The following is an 18,666-nucleotide window of genomic DNA, read 5'->3' as shown; positions in this document are numbered from 1 at the left end:
CCAGTAAGGATTCATTTTTTTCAATGGTACTTACAAAACCTATTAATATTCGGAAATAATCATACAGATAACATACTAGGAGGAGGAGAATTTTATTGGGACACACTATCTACGATATTGCCCGTGTTGCAATGGTTTCAAAATCCACCGTATCACGCGTGCTAAACAATCAAAGCAACATCTCTGTTGAATCGCGAGAGCGCGTGTTAAAAGCAATTGAACAATTAAATTATCAACCTAGTAAATTAGCCCGGGCCCTTTCCTCCGGATTTGATGCGATCATGGTACTATCGCGTTCTGCCAAGACTACCGAAAATAACCCATTTTTCTCAGAAATCATTCATACAATATCAACCAATGCTGAAGACGAAAACTTCGATGTCATATTACAGACTGCGAAAAACAGTCAGGATGAACTTCAAAAGTGCATAAGGAAAATAAAAGAGAAATTAATAAAAGGGATCATAATGCTAAGTTCACCAGCAAATGAGAACTTCTTTCAACAAATAGATCCATTTAATATCCCTATAGTAGTCATTGGAAAGGTCGAAGGTCATTACAAAAACGTTTTTTCCGTTGACACGAATAACTACAAGGACAGTTATGATTTGACGCAGTATTTGATTGATAAAGGACATCGTGATATCGCCTGCTTACATTCTCCACTCGATTATCATGTTTCCATCGATCGCTTGGAAGGATATAAATCATGCATTAAGAACAATGGGCTCCCACTAAAGAATGAATGGATCATCAACAGTGGGTATACAATTGATGCCGCACATCAATCAGCAAAACAACTATTGGGAGATAACCGGCCTACAGCTGTTTTTGCAACTGATGATCTTAAGGTGATGAGTATTTATAAGATGGCAGCAGAAAATGGAATCTCCATACCAAAAGACCTATCCATCGTAGGCTACAGTAATTCAAATTTACATCCATTTCTCTCTCCCTCTTTGACTTGTAAAGAAATCCCCGTGAAAAAATTAGGGGATATAGCTATACAGGTTCTCTTTACAAAGATAAAGGGTAATCAAGATCAGATACCGCATACCATCATTCCGACTGAAAACATTATCCAAAATTCCGTAGCTGAAGTTTGAATTATTTCTTAATATAATTATTCAAATTCATAATGTCTTCCTAAAAGGGTTTTGAAGCCTTTTAAACGGGTAGGAATTCTGCTTTTTTCTTAAACATGCCATTTTCACGAGTAACCCTAAGTTATATTACTTCATAAAAAAACCTGCATTTATTATTGTTAAATAACAAATGCAGGTTTTTTTAGTTATGGACCTCTTTTAGCTTTTATGGACATCAAACAAAATCCCGCCCTCCAATAAAAAGAGGACGGGTTACATATTATTCAAGATGTTGACTCATCACTCCACAACGGGGAGCCAACCTTTTATATGAATCAACTTTTCCCAAAGCGGATCTGGAATGACAAGTTCATCCTGATCTTTTTTCGAAAGGGTCGTCCGTATTTCCCCTTCTTTTCCAGACCTGATTTTTTCAATCCAATGCGGTTCCATAAGAAGTTCACGGCCAAGTGCGATAAATGGGACACCCGTTTCCATAGCTTCTGCAACTTCATCGGGTGTATGCAGGGATCCTACACCGACAACCGGAATACGATTCCCTACTTTGTCGTAAATTTTAACGATGCGCGACTTTGTCCTATCACTCTCACGGAATGATCCATTCCAGAAGTGACCTACCGATATATGTAGATAATCGAGGTTTTGATTTGCTAATCTATCAACAAACTGGATCGTATCATCTAAAGTGATTCCAGGATCGCTGCCTTCTTCAGGAGAAATTCGGTAACCAATGATAAATGGCTTTTCCGCATGCTCAGCAACCGATTTCTCTACTTCATTCACAATGGTAAGCGGGAAAATCAATCGTTTTCCCAGAGTTCCTCCCCAGTTATCCGTCCGACGGTTCGAGTGCGGCGAGAAGAATTGTTGAAGCAAATACGTATTGGCACCATGGATTTCCACACCATCAAATCCCGCTTCGACGGCCCTTCTTGTTGCTTCTCCAAATTCCTTGATTACGCCTTGAATTTCATCTTCACTCATTTCCCGCGGTACCGGTGCTTCCTCGCTGGAAGCAATGGCACTTGCAGAAACAGGTTGGTTATCTGGCAATAATTCCGGCGGACTTTGGCGGCCTCCATGATATATTTGCAATATCGCTTTTGACCCGTTAGACTGTATCGTTTCCGCTAATTTTCTCAAAGATGGGATAAATGAATCGTCATCTGCACTTAATTGACCTGGGAATCCCTTTCCTCCAGCAGATACATAAGCACATGCCGTGACAACCGCACCTACACCTGCCGAGCGTTCAGCGTAATAGGCCAGTTCATCATCGGTTACAAACCCGTGATCATCCGAAGAATAAGTGGTCATAGGTGCCATCATGATACGATTTTTCACTTCTACCCCTGATGGAAATTTATATGGTTGAAAGATCTTTTCGTATTTTTGATTCATGCCAATCCTCCCCCTTTAATCTTAATGGTGATGGTGTCCGTGCGGCTCCTTGGAAGGGTTCGTGATTTCAAAGCCTTCTTCAGGTACATAAAAATATTTAATCCAGACACCATCCAGAAATTCCTCACGAGAATCAAGCAAAATATCGATATCTTTATCTGTTTTGACGATTTCATCATGCTCTGTAGGTGTATCTAGTTTCATCTCATAATGGGCATGATCGCCATGCATATGGGTGATATATACACGAATCATTTTCCCTTCGGCTTCTTCAGTGCTCAGCATTTTTTGTAAGACTTTTGCTGCATTACGATTAATTTTACAATTCATGTCCATTCCTCCAACAATAAAAATTTCCATGTACTGAATTCTACCCAATTAAGGGGCATCAGTAACATCCATTTATACCCTTCCTTGCTTGGCCATGTCCAATTAGGTGCTTATAATCGGTCTGAAGGAAAGACGACGCCGATTTGCTTTCTTGCTTCATCCATGATTTCCATAGTCAACAGTGAATTCGAATATGAATTTATATCCGATTCCTTTTTCCCCTGCTTTATCAATTCAACAAATTCTTTCGCTTCATAATACATCGTATGCATATCCTGTTTAGCCGAAATATTTTCAGTGGTTCCATCCCGATACTGAATATCCACAGCTTGAGGTCCAGAAATTTTCTGAATGAGGATGCTTCCAAGCTCACCTTGAATTTCCGTTGGCAAATTGGATTCAGTAATCTTGGAAAACATGACGACTGCCTCCATTTCATCATAGGAAAGCAAGATCGTCCCCTGTCCATCAACTCCTGATTCAAGCATTGTTCCTGATGCCTGCACCTTATTAGGTTTACCGAATAGTACAACAAGTGGATAGAGGACGTAAATCCCTAAATCCATTAAAGAACCACTGGAGAATTCAGGATTGAATGCATTCAGCACAGTACCTTGTTTATACGCATCAAAACGTGATGAATATTGACAAAAGCTTCCTGAAAAACGTCGTATCTTCCCGATTTTATCCAGATTCCCCTTTATACTTTCGAAATTCGGCATGATGGTTGATTTCATCGCTTCCATCAATAGCACTTCATTTTGTTTTGCAGCCTCAATCATTTCCTTTACTTCTGCCGCATTTGAGGCCATTGGCTTTTCACATAATACATGTTTTTTATTTTGTAAAAATAACACGGCTTGCCTGCAATGATGAGAGTTAGGGCTGGCTATATATACAGCGTCGATATCATCGCTGGCCGCCATTTCTTCTAAATTTGTAAAAATCGTATGTACATCGTACTTATTGGCAAACTCCTTGGCTTTCTCTTCTGTACGTGAATACACGGCGGTTAACGATAAATCCTCTACATGCTTTGCAGCCTCCAAAAATCGCTCCGTGATCCAATTTGTACCTATTACCCCTAATCGTATCAACATCCTATCCCCTTTCAATCTAACTTATCATGTCCTCAATATACAGACATTTCACTGAAAAACAAAGTATAATGAACACTGTCAATGGTTTAAATTGGATTTTTCAGGCAATATTCGTTTATAATTTTTCTATATTACCACTGCCATGATGTTTCTACATACTCCCTAAACGGGAAAGAAAAACTTAAAAGGAGCGTGTGAAGTTTATGACAGATTTAATGAAAAACAAAGTTGCCATCATTACCGGTGGAGGATCGGGAATTGGCCGGGGTGCAGCACTGAAATTAGCTGAAAACGGTGCGAACATCATCTTTTTTGACCGTACAGTCGAAAATGCCGAAAAGGTGAAGGCGGAAGTGGAAAACCTGGGCCGAGAGGCTTTAATCATTAAAACGGATGTTTCCAAGGCTGAGCAAGTTGAACATGCCTACAAGGTCGCCTATGACCATTTTGGGAAAATTGATTTTGTATTCGCAAACGCAGGCATCAACGGAGTGATCGCCCCTATAGAAGATATTAAGCCAGAAGATTGGGATCAGACTCATACCATCAACCTCAAAGGCACCTTTCTCACCATTAAATACGCCATTCCCTATATGAAGGAAACGGGTGGCAGCATCGTTATTAACAGCTCCATAAATGGAAACCGATATTTCAAGAATTTTGGTTTTTCCGCCTATAGTTCATCCAAAGCTGGCCAAGTCGCTTTTGGTAAAATGGCTGCACTCGAATTGGCAAAATATAAAATCAGGGTAAATACCATTTGTCCCGGCTCCATCGATACGAATATTCATGATAACACCTTCCCAGAAGATGAAAACCTAAAAAAAATCAGGATTCCCATTGAATATCCAGAAGGCTCTCAGCCCCTAGCGAAGAAAGCGGGGACTACCGAACAAGCTGGTGATCTCGTATTGTTCCTAGCATCAGACATGTCCTCCCATGTTACGGGCACGGAAGTTTATATCGATGGAGCAGAATCACTATTATGATTCATTCTTAAGACTTTAAATAAACCCATTAAAAGAAAAAGCCGAAATCCCACTTCAGGATTTCAGCTTTTTCCTTTTTAAGCAACTCGCCTTAACCCGCGACGGGCAAGAATCAAATAAGCGAACATGGCAATGACATGACAACTTACCATCACAATTCCCATCGGCAAGGAGGACTTACCTGAGCCTAAGCCCACGAGCGGTGCCATTACTGATCCTAATATAAAAGGAAGCAGTCCAATTAAAGCCGAAGCACTGCCTGCAGTTTTTTTCTGATTTTGCATCGCTAAAGAAAAACTCGTTGTACCGACAATACCGACGCTGGAAACGGAGAGGAATAAAGCGACCAAGATTCCTGTCAACCCGATTTCGAGAAGGACTGAGGCAAGAAGGAATATTCCTCCAAACAAAGCAAGACATAGTCCTATCTGAAGCAGTTTTTCTTCTTTAACCTTCCCTGCCAGCTTTCCGGAAATTTGGGAAGCAATGATGATCCCAATTCCGTTTATTGCAAAAATCAGGCTGAATGTCTGTGGGGAAACCCCATAAATATTCTGGAGAACAAAAGGCGATCCGGAAATATAAGCGAACATGGCGGCACTAATGAACCCTTGTGAAAAAGCATAGCCCATGAACACTCGGTCCTTCAATAAATTCCCAAAAGTCTTGATTGTATCGTTTATTCCACCGGCACTCCTGAGATTAGGCGATAAAGTTTCTTTTATCCCAAAAAATGCAGCCGCAACCATAAGGATACCTAATACTGAAATGACAATGAAAACTCCCCGCCAAGAAGTGAACTGCAAAAGCTGACCGCCAAAAACTGGAGCCAAAATCGGTGCCGCTCCATTTACCAGCATTAACATGGAGAAGAATTTGGTCAGTTCCGTTCCTGAAAAAAGGTCACGAACTATGGCCCTTGAAATGACTATGCCTCCAGCTCCCGCAATACCCTGGATAAAACGTAATAATAAAAGCAATTCTATGGATGGAGCAAAAGCACATAACAGAGATGAAATGCAATAAATGGATAATGATATGATTAACGGTGTCCGTCTTCCCTTTGCATCACTTAGCGGCCCTAAATAAATTTGGCCTAAAGCTAATCCTAACAAGCAGGCAGTCAAACTCAGCTGGGCTAAAGACGTACTGCTTTTCAAATCCTCTGCCAGTGTCGGGAGACCCGGTAAATACATATCAAGTGACAGTGGTCCAATCGCAGCAAAAGACCCCAGCATAAGCGCCATCAACAGCCTTTTGGATTTGGTCATTTCGTTGCCTGATGATATCGTTTCCTTCATTTCAATCATTATTACCCTACTTTCAAACTAATTGTTTTCCTAAATAAAACCCGGATTTCTTTAGTTTACAAAAAATCCGAACAATTTACGATAAGTATGCTTGCCTTGAATTGGATTCTTCCTTTCACCACTCATTAAGTTCAATGTGTTTGCTACACTTATACTTCAAACCTCTGAAACATATCTTACATATCTTTATACTGAAAAGAACTAATCATATATCAGGAAATATAATTGATTTCGATACTACGAGCCTAGGAAAACTATTAATGGTCCAAATAATTCCCCACATATTGAAATATCCCCATTAAAAAATGACCCCATTTTGGAGTCATTTCAGACTGTGGACAAATTCGAAGAAAGCGAGTTTGCCTACAGTCTTTTCCAAAAAACATTCCAGCTGAGTGGAACGGAAGGTACGAGACTCCTGCGGGAAAGCTAAGTCCAAGGGAGACCCTACATGCGCAAATAGCGCCGAGGAGGCTCCCGGACCGCCCGGGGGAAAGCGAGTGCCTGGAGGCAACGTTCCAATTTTACAAACCCTCAAGAAAACGTTCCAGTGTTTTCAATCCGCCGACTCTCTGCCAAGCCTCCTCGCCGCAATCAATCCTGCCGAATAATTGGCTAGCCAATTATTCGGCAGGATTGTCGCAAATTTCTTCAACCCAGTGAATTTTCAATTTTAATCCCATATAAAAAATCATGAGTGTAACGAAGTCCCGTCTTCCAATCAGGGTAATAATATTCCCTCGACAAAATCGTGAAAGGAATGCGGGATGAGGCCTTCCGAACCCCATCTTAGGGTCATCTTGATTTATTCAACAAAATTAAATTACGGGGAGTATCACCAGATAATCCTTCCTTCAAGTTTTGAACAGCAAGAGTTGCCATTTTCAATCTTGTGGCAATACTTGCACTCCCGATATGCGGTAATGTAACCACATTGGGCAATGTTAGCAGAGGGTGATCCACGGGAACGGGTTCTTCTTCAAATACATCCAATCCAGCCGCCCAAATCTCTCGGTTTTTCAGCGCCTGATATAACGCTTTTTCATCGATAATCCCGCCTCTTGCGGTATTTATGAGCACAGCCGTCCCTTTCATTAAATCCAGCTGCTCCTTACCGATCATATAAGCGGTCTCCGGTGTGAGCGGCAGCATGACACAAACGAAATCCGAGATTTGGAGCAATTTTTCAAGGGGTTGGTATTCGATTCCCAATTCCTTTTCCTGACCATATTTTCGGCTTCGATTATAATAAACTAAGTTCATATCAAATCCCTTTGCTCTTTTGGCAAGGGCTTCCCCAATCCTCCCTAACCCGATGATACCCAGCGTTGCACCATGTACATCTTGTCCGGTCAGCTGCATTGGCGACCACGTTTCCCATCTCCCACTCCTTAAATAGTCTTCTGCCTCCATCAGCCTCCTTGCCGTTGCAAGCAGCAATCCGAAGGTTAAATCGGCTGTTGTTTCCGTTAAGACCCCCGGTGTGTTCGTTACCATGATGCCCCGTTTAGTTGCACTTTGAACATCAATATTATTATGACCTACTGCCATATTCGCGATGATTTTCAGATTTGCCGCCTTTTCAATCAGTGACTCATCGATTTGTTCCGTCAACAAGCAAAGCAGCCCCTCGACTTCTTTCATTTCTTCTTCAAGGACTTTCCTAGGGACCGGTATATCCTCTTGGTCCCACATCCTGACATCATAATTCCCACTAAGTCCATCGATGATTTGTTCCGGCAATTTCCTTGTAATATAAATTTTAGGCTTCAAACCATAACCTCCCATACCGTTTCATTTCATAGAACGCGTTACACATTCAGTGTTCATTTCATATTCAGATACAACAATCCATTTCAAGAATATTGGCTAAATAATCATCTTGTTTATTCAATTTTAAAATAAATTAGATGAATAGACCATTCATTCCCAATTATTATTACCATTAAATTCTCGTTTGCCTGAAAGCTTCCGCTTGACAGTTTCATTTCATTCAACTAATCATAGAGTAAACCCTTTAAATCTATTCTTTCATTATTTAGGTATATCGCAATTTAGATGAAATTTATCTCGATTCAGGAGGAAATGGGATGTTCATGAAAACTAATGCAAAATTTGAAATTTATCCAATTATAGCTCCAAGCGCTCTATCTTTAAAAAGTATAAACTTTTATTTAGTTAAACAGGATGAATCTTTAACATTAGTCGATGCTGGTATGAATGATGACGTTTGCTGGGATGCACTGCAGCAAACTTTAAAGGACAATGGATTTACCGTTGAGGATATCACGGAAATTTTGTTAACCCATCACCATGGGGACCATGTTGGTTTGGTCAACCGGATTACCGGACTCCATCCGATTCCCGTATATGCCCATTCTAAATCCGTTCCCCGTTTAAAACGGGACCCTGAATTCTTAAGTATGAGAATTGAATTTTATAAGCAGCTATACCTTGAAATGGGCTGTGGTGAACTTGGAGATAAACAAGTAGCTTACCTATTCAACGCGGTTGATAATAATAAGGATCAAAAACTGAATTGTGACATCATCGAAATCACCGAAAAACAATGGCTGAATTTTGAAGTGATTGAATTTCCCGGGCATGCCCCGGATCAAATCGCTTTTCTTGACCAAAAAGGGAAACGGCTTCTTGCCGGTGATTTATTGATTGAACATATTTCAAGCAACGCCTTGATCGAACCTGATGAAAACGGCAATAGAATGCTGACACTTTTGGATCATATCGAATCATTAAAGCGATGTTTAGCATTACAGGTGAATCTCATCTTTCCTGGTCATGGTAACATCATTGAACATCCTGGTCCATTGATTGAAAAAAGACTCAATAGCATCGAGAGAAAATCACAAAAAATCCTGGCCTTGATAGAATCTGGAATTTCTACAGGCAATGAACTGGCAAAGGAATTTTACAAACAAAAGTATATATCAGAATTCCCACTCGTCATGTCTGAAATCATCGGCCATTTGGATTACTTGGAATATCAGGGGAAGGTCAGGAAGAAACTCATCGAAAATGTAGTTCATTATCAAGCTAAATGACATCAAAAAAAGCTGAAACCCATTAAGGATTTCAGCCTTTTCATCTTCCCAGGGAAATTTATAGACACACGACTACCTGTCTGGAAAAAATACCCTTCCTGGCTACACAGCGATCAGCAATTTCAAATCCTGCTTCTTCAATCATATGATCCATCGTGTCAATCGTTACGACGACGACCTTGTCAGCAAAGCTCCTGGCATGTTTAAGGATCGATAGCTGATCCTCCGGCGTTGCATGCGTATACAAATTGTAAGGCATATCGATAATCGCTACATCATATTTACTGGTGACCTCTGAAATCGGACCTGTAGTTACATCACCTTCGAGTCCGAAATAGGCAATATTCTCTCTAGAACCGTCAGTAACAAGTGGGTTGATATCTCGGCCAACAATATTTATCCCCATTGATAGTGCCTCTACCAATACCGTTCCAATTCCGCAGCATGGATCAATGGCCCTCACTCCATCAGGATGTGGAACGGCTATGTTGGCAATGGCTCTCGCCACTCTTGTGCTAAGTGCAGTTGAATATTCACGCGGCTTCTTCATATGATGTAACCAAACAGACTCAGGTTTGACATATTTCCCAAAATACCAACGGCCACCCAGGGGCACGATTCCATAGACCTGATCAGGATTACGTACATCGGCATTCCCCTGAATGTGCCAGCCAATTTCACGTTCAATTTCACGCTGTCCCTCATAATCTATTTTTGCTTCTTTAGTCAGATCATTAATTTTTACGAATAATACTTTGAACGTCGAATCCGGCAATTGAATATCCTTCACTAGCTCAACAATTTCGGATATGTTTTCCCCTTCAAACATGACATCTACCCGCCCTTTCATAAAAGGACTTCTGCTCGGTTCAATTTCTATATCACTTTTTAAAATATTTCCTGAAGTCTCAAAGCCAAAGAACGAGCGCATCTCCATTTTAGATAATTCGCGTTCGTCAGGGGTGCATGTAAAGGTATATATATATGCCGGTTTACGGCTATGATTAGTCAATCCATTCCCATCCTTCATTTACTTTAGATTATATCTTTCTATCAAACATAGCTGTAATAGTATAGAAAAGCAAATGGAATCGTGCAGAAAAAACAGCAGGAGTGATTTTCTTTCAGCACTCCTGCTGTTTTTTCCATTTTCCATCAGAAAATTATTAATCCAATTTAACCAGCCGGCTATTTATATACTTTGCACGGGCCTCAATGAATTTCAGGATAAATTCGGGCTCATTATCAAATTTTTCTTTTTCCCCCTTAATATACGGGTCTTTTGGAACATAAGGTCTTATTTTATCATGCATTTCCTGAATGATAGGTTTCATATACCCAACGTTAAACCGATTACTCAAAATCTTCTTTAGAAGACTCTGGTATCGAACACGAAATGCCCTAACATCAAGGATTCTAGCAGTCAATGTGTTGAATCCCTCGATTCCCACATAATCCTCTTCCATCACTTTCCCATTAACATCCCTGCCCCATGTCGCATCATAATCCCATGGGATTATTTCAAAGAGTCCTGAATCTCCATTTCGATACAAGGCATAGTTATGGACAAACCCATCATAGTTTTGCGTGAATATGACTCCGGCCAGCCAGCGCAGATACTTTTCCACATCGACATATTTTACGATTTCCTTTTCAAAATCCACCCTTGAAATTGTGTTGATTTGAATGATCAACTCTTGTAAATGTAATTCATCCTTTCCTGTCCCGCATTTTTTTTGATATCCCATCTCCAATGATTTTTTGATTCCTTTATCCAAATCGCTCATCAATGAGAAATTGGCATCACCATCCACGGCATAGAAAATCGATCCCTTAGGGAGATCCCTATTCTTCAAAAAATATTCATCCACTGATTCCAATTCTAGGTATATTCCTTCTTCCTTCCCGTTCAGATTCAGGAAAACGAACTGGGATTTCGGCGATAAGGTCCCAATATCCGCAAAAAAGTCTAAAGATAATTTATTTCTTAGTAAAGATTTATCCTTATATTCAGCATTTAAATGAACTTCCTTGACATTCTTATAAGTATTAGGTTTATAAAAGACTACATTATAGGATTTTTTGCGAAAACCGCGGATATGTGAGCCACGGTAAACAATATCAATATCCAGTTTTTTTCTGTTAAGTGTTAACTTTGCTGGTAAAGGATCATTGCACCATATATCTCTGCGAAGTTCCATTAAATTAACTGGTGGAATAAAAAGCTGGTACACAGGCAGCTTCTTGTCAGAATTCATATAACCCTTCACTTCCCTTTCACTTTCATATTAAATTATGAAAAAAAGCGATGGGTGTCACCAAAAACAAATTTTTATTAAAAATTGTGCTATTATCTCTGGCATATTACGTACAAGGGCATAGTTTAACGTATAGAAAGGGGGATATATAAATATGTCTGACATCATTCGCAATATACAAAATGCGGTGGAAAGAGCCAATTCCTTCGGGTTAAGCGATTTCATGCATAATGACCCATGTTCAAAAGGCCGTTCTTCACGTAAAAACAACAATAATAGGCGAACTTCCCGCCGCAGAAGCACTAAACGTTGCACTAGCAGGAGAAGGTCCACTTGCAGCACGCAAAGACGCACTAGCAGGAGGAGGTCCACTTGCCGCACGCAAAGGCGCACTAGCAGGAGGAGGTCCACTTGCAGTACGCAAAGGCGCACTAGCAGAAACCGGTGTTCCATATGCAGCAGACAAAGGCGCTCCAACAGAAACCGGTGTTCCTCCAACCACTGCAGTTGGCTTTGCTGCAATAACAATCGCAATAAACGGAAAAGGTGCTTCTAGTTTCATGGTTCCGTTTTAATGTACAACTAATATTTTTTTACTGGATATTAAGCTTTACTTTAAAGTCCAATTTCTATAAAAAACACAAACTCGTCGTAAAGGGGCGAGTTTTGTGTTTTTAAAATTATCACGATCGTTATATCCATTAAAATGTCCCGTTCCTTAAACAATAAAAAACACTGCCATTTATAATGACAGTGGACAAATTAGTATCGGAAATATTATTATCGTACAAATAAATTAAGTTCTTCTTGGAACATTTCATTTAATGATAATTTACTGTTCAATTAATTTTGCTAACGATTGAGAAACACTAGCCAATTGATCTAAAATATCAAACTTACCTACAACTGTTAGACCAACTCTAGCATAATCCTGTTAAAGCCAAACCAGCAGCAGGTTAAAATCAGCTCAACTAATATTTCCATTAAATCCACAGCTCCATCATTTATTTGCCATGTACCCAAATCTATAAAAAAGGACCCTACCCTCAAACTTAAGGTAGGATCCTTCCAGTTGCACTTATTTGACGGAGACCAATTCGAACTGTGCATACACATCCTTCAGCCCTGCTTGAATGGCCTGACCAGCCTTTCCACGATAATGCATTTGCACACGATCAATCAATTCTTCGATACCATCTTTCAGGCAATAACCGCGCAGCAGTTTACGAATGAATTCCCTGCCATGTTCTGTAGCAAGTGTACAGGAAGCCTCGACTATTACACCATATTTAAAGTCAAGTTCTACCGTGATGGTGATGGAATCATATATATTTCTCGCTGCCATCCCTTGTGGAAGCTTTGCATGCCCTGCAATAAAGTATGTGTTCATCATCTGATCTCCTCTATCTATAATTAATGTACGGAAACCTGCTCGAAGGGCCATGCAGGCAATTGCTTACGAAGCTCTTTATCTTGTCTGTAGCCAAGTGCATATTCACCTTGCATTACTGTATGAATCTCACGGGTGCCTTCGTAAATGACCGGAGCTTTTGAATTCCGTAGAAAACGTTCGACTGGATATTCATCCGAGTACCCATATGCACCATGAATTTGAACAGCATCATTGGCTGCTTCGTTAGCAGCATTACATGAAATCCACTTGGCAAGTGATGTTTCCTTCGTATTCCTTTTTCCTTGGTTTTTTAATGTACCCGCTTTAAATACCAGCAATCTGGAAATCTCTAAATTTGCGGTCATCTTGGCAATCATCTGTTGAACGAGCTGATGCCTGCCAATCTCTTTTCCGAATGTACTTCGTTCATGGCAATACTTCAAGCTTGCTTCAAGGCTTGCTTCAATTAATCCTACAGCACCTGCTGCCACTGTAAACCGGCCGCTGTCCAATGCCGACATGGAAATTTTAAAGCCCTCACCTTCTTCACCAAGCCTATTCTCCACCGGGACTTTAACATCCGTTAAAAAGACTTCGCCTGTATTCCCCGCACGAATTCCCAATTTTCCTTTAATGGCCTTCGACTCCACTCCCTCAAAAGTCCGTTCCACAATAAATGCGGTAATTCCCCTTGAGCCAGCATCATGATCAGTCTTGGCGAAAATGAGGAAATGATCTGCATAATCACAGAGCGAAATCCAAGTTTTTGATCCATTCAAGATATAATGGTCCCCAACACGTTTTGCCGTTGATTTCATCGCCGCTACGTCAGACCCTGCATTCGGTTCAGTCAGCCCAAAAGCGCCAATCTTGGTCCCTTTTGCTTGCGGAACTAAATATTTCTGTTTTTGTTCTTCCGTCCCCCATTGCAGCAGGGTCATGCTATTCAACCCCGTATGTACAGAAACTGCTGTTCGATAAGCCGTATCGCCTCGCTCCAGCTCTTCACAAACGATGGCCAGGGTATTATAATCCATTCCGACTCCACCATACTCTTCGGGGATACAAACGCCCATTAACTGCAATTCCGCTAACCTTTTTAAAATATGTGGTTGAAATTCCCCTTGCCTATCCCACTCTTGAATATATGGGATAATTTCCTTATCCACAAATTTCCTTACCACTTTCTTCACGCTTTGCTGCTCTTCTGTTAATTCGAAATTCATCATCAAAATTCCTCCTAAATAATTTTATTTTGCTTGAATTTGATTATTTGGTCCGGACTATATCCAATTTCAGCCAAAACGGCATCGGTATGTTCCCCATACAGCGGCGGGTGCTTTCTCATCGTGACCGGTGTTTTTGAAAGGTTCAAGGGCGATCCCGTCACTCTAAGATTTTCGATTGTGGGATGTTCCATTTTCACCATCATGCCTCTTTCGATGATCTGTGGATCCTCGAACATCTCTGCGATATCATTAATCGGACCATTTGGTATCCCTGCATCATCAAACAGCATTTTCCACTCTTTTTTTGTCTTTGCTTTCAATGAATCCTCTAGTATTGGTATTAATTTTTCCTTGTTCAGCAATCGTTTTTCATTATGCTTATACTGTTCTAGCTCCGCTAAATCAGGTCTGCCAATAACGGTTGAGAATCTCCTGAACTGATCATCATTGCCTACAGCCACTACAAGCTCCCCATCGCGTGTTCGGAACGTTTGGTATGGAACAATATTGGGATGTTGGTTTCCCATGCGTTCAGGGGTCAAACCATTGAATAAATAGTTGCTGGCGACATTCACCAATGAAGAAACCTGACAATCCATTAACGAAATATCAATTTCCTGTCCTTCCCCCGCTTTATCCCTATGATGTAAAGCGGATAAAATGCCAATGCATGTATACAAGCCAGTCAATATGTCAGCTATGGCCACTCCGACCTTCACGGGGCTCCCATCTTTTTCTCCTGTGATGCTCATCAAACCACTCATCGCTTGAATGATATAATCATAGCCAGGCAAATCTTTATATGGTCCGGTTAAACCAAATCCCGTAATCGAGGCCATGATCAGTTTGGGGTTGCATTCCTTAAAATCCTCATAACCTAACCCCAGTTTTTCCAATGTACCCGTCTTGAAGTTTTGAATCACTATATCCCCTGAAGACACCAACTTCCGGAATATCTCTTTCCCTTGTTCCGACTTTAAATTCAAGGTCATGCTTTGCTTATTTCGGTTTGCACATAAATAGTAAGCGCTTTCTCCTTGCGCGAATGGCGGACCCCACCCTCTCGTTTCATCACCTGATTCATGATGCTCGATTTTAATTACATCCGCACCCAAATCACCGAGAATCATTGAACAAAACGGACCCGCCAAAACACGGGACACATCGATAATCCTGACTCCTTCCAAAGCTCCATTCATACCATCACCCCTTTCAAACTGTCGGGATACACAAAAAAGAGCCAGTAAAACAAACAATGTCATTACATTGAACGTTTCACTGACCCTTATCCACGCACTGTCTTCCTGCAAAGGAAGATCAAGTGAACCAAGTCAATTTTTATAAATTCCAGATTTATGACAAGCCGGCCATGCAACAAGGTAACTTGTTGTCATCGGTTTGGTAAATTAAGTATAGAACCATTGTTTGAATTTTGCAATAATTTTGTTTATTGGTCGATCATAATTTTTAAAGCCCTTTAATCGTTGCTCTTGTAATCTTGGGATCCTTTATGTTTAAAAAGCAAAAATTTACACTATATGGTTATGCGCCATAACGTTCTTTTTGGATTTCTTTAAGAGACTTCCCTCGAGTTTCCGGTACATGGTAAGACCAATGACTAAATGGATGATTAGGAATGCAATCATAATCAAACCAGCGACCTTGAACCCTAATGTCGTGATTAATAAGGCAATAACTAGAGAGAATAGCCCTACACCAATGCGGGCAATCGAAAACATGACACCTTGAGCTTTTGCACGATACTTCGTGTGAAACAGCTCACTTGACCATAAGGCATAAAATGATTGTGCCCCAAAGCCTGCTGCGGTTCCCCGAAGCAAAACAAACAACAGCAGTTCCGTCCAGCCCATTCCTCCAAACGTTAGGATGAGCCAAGCAACGATTCCCATTGCAGCTCCAATCCCAAATAGAACCTTTCTGTTTACTTTATCTCCTAATTTAATAAATACAAAATAGGTGGAGACAACAGTCAATAACCATAGTGTACCTTGTAATAATTTAGCTTGTGTAGCGGTGAGGCCACCTACTGTTTCATATATATATGGCATAAAGTACCCCATTACTCCAGCTACTAAATTCCAGAATCCGTATATCCCGATTAAAAGGAATAAGGCTTTACGGTTTTCTTTCACACTGAACAATTCTTTTAAAGGAACTTTTTTAGAGTAACCTTTATCGTGGGCTCTAAAATCTCACCATATTCATTTTCAGGGTGTTTAAATTGCCTTTACAGAGGTGACATGTGATGATTAAGATACTCAAACTCTATATGATAAAACAAACCTATTTAGAAGGCATTTAAAGATTCAAAGGGAGATGGCAAAATGGAAAATATAAAGAAAGAAATAGTCGAAGCCATCAAGAAATACCCCACAATTATCATTCATCGTCATGTTAATCCGGACCCGGATGCATTGGGCTCACAAATTGGCTTAAAGAAACTATTGAAGCAGTCCTACCCGTCTAAAGAAGTCTTTGTGGTAGGCGAGGAAGTGGAAAAGCTCCTATTCATTGGTGAAATGGATGCCATTTCCGATAACAAATACAATGGGGCCTTGGTGATTGTTTGTGATACTGCCAACATTTCACGGATAAGTGATTCCCGCTATGATCATGGGGAGATGCTGATCAAAATTGACCACCACCCCGAATATGAACAATTCGGTGACCTTTCTTGGGTCGATCCGTCCTATAGCTCTGCAAGTGAAATGCTTGTTGATTTATTTTTGCTATTTCCAGAAGGCTTTATCATGAATAAAGAGGCAGCTAAATCATTTTATGCAGGAATACTTGGTGATACAGGGAATTTCATGAATGGGAATACCACTCCTAGGACATTAAAATTGGTTTCGCACTTAAGAACTTTTAATATTCAGCCAGAAAGAATCCATAACTGCCTTAATATAAAGCCGAAAAACGCTTCCAGACTTCAAAAGGACATTCTCATGAGCTTCAAGGTAACCGATAAAGGGGTGGCTTACTTCATTATTACGGAGGATTTGTTAAATATGTATGGTGTAGACCGAATCGAAGCTTCGAATTTAGTTAATACGCTATCAGGTGTCAGAGGAAATAAAATCTGGGCTTTTTTCATAGAATATCCTTCTGAAATCCGTGTCAGGATTCGTTCACGAAATATTCCCATCGCTTCAGTCGCACGTCAATTCAATGGAGGGGGACATTCACTGGCTTCAGGAGCTACCATCCATTCCTGGGAAGAGGTTGATCATGTTATTCAAGCATTGGATCAAGTCTGTCTTTAACAGGTGCATGACTTCATATTATGACAGCAATCAATTTGCTGCCGTGTTTATTTAGGATTATATCCAGGTTCATTAATACGGATTAATTCGACATATAACAGAGTAATCCGGCCTATACCGGATTACCAAAAAAGCGCCAAAGCCTGGATGGCTGAGGCGCTTCTTGTTTCAATTTACTTGGATACTTCTTCAAGAGTTGATAGATCGATCATACCTTTTATATCACTGCTTGGGATATAACCAGCTTCTTTGCTTATGTCAGCCATTTCCTGAATGACTTGCTCATTAACTTCAGTGGTCACTTCCAGGCGTGAAAATGCTGAAGCCACTTCTTCTTTACTTAATTCTTTTCCTGTCAGTTCCTTCAAATGCTTAATGACAAGTTCTTGGCTTTCTTCAGGATTGTTTTGAATAAAATCCACTGCTTTTTCGTGAGCTTTCAAATAGGAAGCGGCGCGCCCCTTTTTATCCAAGAACTTCTGGCTCGCAGCCACTACCGTATTTGGTGAATCTTTCCCCCATGCAAATTGATCCCAATCAAGCACTAACTTTCCTTTTGCCTGGTTTTCCAATACATACCCCCATGGTTCCTGGGTAGCTGCTGCATCGACTGATTTTTGGACAAAAAGAGCAGTTGTGTCAGCAGGTGCTGATGCATACAGCTCAACTGTCCCCCCATTTGTAGTCGGTTTTAAGTCAACATCTTGAAGGGCTTTCCTAAGCATGACATCCTGTGTGCTCCCAATGACGGGAATCGCTACCTTTTTACCGTCCAAATCCTTTAAATCAGTAACCTTGCTGCCCTCGCTAGCTACAAGAACGGCACCGCCATTAACAGCTCCAGAGATCAGGTGGTATTCAGGGTTTTTTACGTAAAAGTTAAGCAATGGACCAGGACCAACCGTTCCGACATCAATGGCGTTTGTAGCCATTGCTTCCATGAATAAACCGCCATTGGCCACTGTCTTGGTTTCAATCTTGACATCTTTACCGAACTCTTCTTCAAAAAAGCCTTTTTCAAGTGCAATGATAGTTGCACTGTGAGTTAAGTTAGGAAAATATCCAATTTTCACAGTTTTTTTCCCCGAGCCTTCTCCTTCTTCATTACTGGTGGATTGCGTGCATCCGCTTACTATTCCGATTAACAATACGGACATAATAAGGGAAAAAAATGATTTTTTCAGCATATTTTTCTCTCCTTTTT

The 18,666-nt window shown here is 40.6% G+C and carries 16 protein-coding genes and 2 pseudogenes; 6 read left to right on the top strand and 12 right to left on the bottom strand.

Translation table 11 applies throughout. The features are described from left to right. Positions 1-89: 89 nt before the first annotated feature. The gene (locus ABIE66_RS06810; protein WP_289327261.1) at positions 90-1,106 is read left to right on the top strand and encodes a LacI family DNA-binding transcriptional regulator; all 1,017 of its coding nucleotides are present in this window, start codon (positions 90-92) and stop codon (positions 1,104-1,106) included. A gap of 279 nt (positions 1,107-1,385) precedes the next feature. Here ABIE66_RS06810 and ABIE66_RS06805 read toward each other — a convergent pair whose 3' ends face one another. From ABIE66_RS06805 to ABIE66_RS06795, 3 genes are all read right to left on the bottom strand, one after another. Then, positions 1,386-2,507 (bottom strand): NADH-dependent flavin oxidoreductase, encoded by a 1,122-nt coding sequence (locus tag ABIE66_RS06805; protein WP_370014262.1) that lies wholly within the window; start codon positions 2,505-2,507, stop codon positions 1,386-1,388. Positions 2,508-2,528: 21 nt separating this feature from the next. Next, positions 2,529-2,837 carry an iron-sulfur cluster assembly accessory protein gene (locus ABIE66_RS06800; RefSeq protein WP_289324161.1) on the bottom strand — a complete coding sequence of 103 codons (309 nt, stop codon included), beginning with the start codon at positions 2,835-2,837 and terminating at the stop codon, positions 2,529-2,531. Positions 2,838-2,947: 110 nt separating this feature from the next. Next, a complete protein-coding gene (locus ABIE66_RS06795; protein WP_289324160.1) occupies positions 2,948-3,934 on the bottom strand; it encodes a Gfo/Idh/MocA family protein in 987 nt (328 codons plus the stop codon). A 206-nt stretch (positions 3,935-4,140) separates the two neighbouring features. Between ABIE66_RS06795 and ABIE66_RS06790 the strand changes: the two genes are divergently transcribed. Continuing rightward, complete coding sequence (locus tag ABIE66_RS06790; RefSeq protein ID WP_289324159.1) at positions 4,141-4,926, top strand: SDR family oxidoreductase; 786 nt, start codon at positions 4,141-4,143, stop codon at positions 4,924-4,926. A gap of 77 nt (positions 4,927-5,003) precedes the next feature. Here ABIE66_RS06790 and ABIE66_RS06785 read toward each other — a convergent pair whose 3' ends face one another. Next, the gene (locus tag ABIE66_RS06785) at positions 5,004-6,227 is read right to left on the bottom strand and encodes a Bcr/CflA family multidrug efflux MFS transporter (protein ID WP_370014261.1); all 1,224 of its coding nucleotides are present in this window, start codon (positions 6,225-6,227) and stop codon (positions 5,004-5,006) included. 804 nt (positions 6,228-7,031) lie between these two features. After that, positions 7,032-8,009, bottom strand: coding sequence for a 2-hydroxyacid dehydrogenase (locus ABIE66_RS06780; RefSeq protein ID WP_289324158.1), 978 nt, complete (start codon positions 8,007-8,009; stop codon positions 7,032-7,034). 317 nt (positions 8,010-8,326) lie between these two features. Here ABIE66_RS06780 and ABIE66_RS06775 point away from each other — a divergent pair, with 317 nt between their 5' ends. Continuing rightward, positions 8,327-9,298: an MBL fold metallo-hydrolase gene (locus ABIE66_RS06775; RefSeq protein WP_370014260.1), complete on the top strand. Its 972-nt coding sequence runs from the start codon at positions 8,327-8,329 to the stop codon at positions 9,296-9,298. 58 nt (positions 9,299-9,356) lie between these two features. On the opposite strand, the gene ABIE66_RS06770 is transcribed toward ABIE66_RS06775, so the two are convergent. Together ABIE66_RS06770 and ABIE66_RS06765 are read right to left on the bottom strand one after the other, a co-directional pair. Further along, a complete protein-coding gene (locus ABIE66_RS06770) occupies positions 9,357-10,310 on the bottom strand; it encodes a TRM11 family SAM-dependent methyltransferase (protein ID WP_370014259.1) in 954 nt (317 codons plus the stop codon). Between the two features lie 154 nt (positions 10,311-10,464). Continuing rightward, entirely contained in the window at positions 10,465-11,556 is a 1,092-nt protein-coding gene (locus ABIE66_RS06765) for a CotH kinase family protein (protein WP_370014258.1), read from the bottom strand. Positions 11,557-11,710: 154 nt separating this feature from the next. Here ABIE66_RS06765 and ABIE66_RS06760 point away from each other — a divergent pair. Next, positions 11,711-11,764, top strand: a pseudogene (locus ABIE66_RS06760) (hypothetical protein); the annotation flags it as partial. Positions 11,765-11,786: 22 nt separating this feature from the next. Then, the gene (locus ABIE66_RS06755; RefSeq protein ID WP_370017129.1) at positions 11,787-12,131 is read left to right on the top strand and encodes a hypothetical protein; all 345 of its coding nucleotides are present in this window, start codon (positions 11,787-11,789) and stop codon (positions 12,129-12,131) included. 503 nt (positions 12,132-12,634) lie between these two features. Here ABIE66_RS06755 and ABIE66_RS06750 read toward each other — a convergent pair. The 4 genes and pseudogenes from ABIE66_RS06750 to ABIE66_RS06735 form a co-directional block, all read right to left on the bottom strand. Beyond that, positions 12,635-12,946, bottom strand: a complete 312-nt coding sequence (locus ABIE66_RS06750) for a DUF3870 domain-containing protein (protein WP_289324154.1) — start codon at positions 12,944-12,946, stop codon at positions 12,635-12,637. A gap of 23 nt (positions 12,947-12,969) precedes the next feature. Further along, positions 12,970-14,175 (bottom strand): acyl-CoA dehydrogenase family protein, encoded by a 1,206-nt coding sequence (locus ABIE66_RS06745; protein WP_289318454.1) that lies wholly within the window; start codon positions 14,173-14,175, stop codon positions 12,970-12,972. A gap of 14 nt (positions 14,176-14,189) precedes the next feature. Beyond that, positions 14,190-15,377 carry a CaiB/BaiF CoA transferase family protein gene (locus ABIE66_RS06740; RefSeq protein WP_370014257.1) on the bottom strand — a complete coding sequence of 396 codons (1,188 nt, stop codon included), beginning with the start codon at positions 15,375-15,377 and terminating at the stop codon, positions 14,190-14,192. Positions 15,378-15,720: 343 nt separating this feature from the next. Continuing rightward, positions 15,721-16,358: pseudogene (locus ABIE66_RS06735) on the bottom strand (MFS transporter); the annotation flags it as partial. A gap of 165 nt (positions 16,359-16,523) precedes the next feature. Between ABIE66_RS06735 and ABIE66_RS06730 the strand changes: the two are divergent. Continuing rightward, a complete protein-coding gene (locus tag ABIE66_RS06730) occupies positions 16,524-17,462 on the top strand; it encodes a DHH family phosphoesterase (RefSeq protein ID WP_370014256.1) in 939 nt (312 codons plus the stop codon). A gap of 173 nt (positions 17,463-17,635) precedes the next feature. Here the strand turns inward: ABIE66_RS06730 and ABIE66_RS06725 are convergent, their stop codons facing one another. Then, entirely contained in the window at positions 17,636-18,649 is a 1,014-nt protein-coding gene (locus ABIE66_RS06725) for an aliphatic sulfonate ABC transporter substrate-binding protein (protein WP_370014255.1), read from the bottom strand. Positions 18,650-18,666: the final 17 nt, after the last annotated feature.

Origin of the sequence: Peribacillus sp. B2I2 (genome assembly GCF_041261685.1) — a bacterium.
Lineage (GTDB): Bacteria > Bacillota > Bacilli > Bacillales > DSM-1321 > Peribacillus.
Note: the sequence above shows the minus strand (reverse complement) of the source record. Positions and strands in the feature narration are given on the sequence as shown.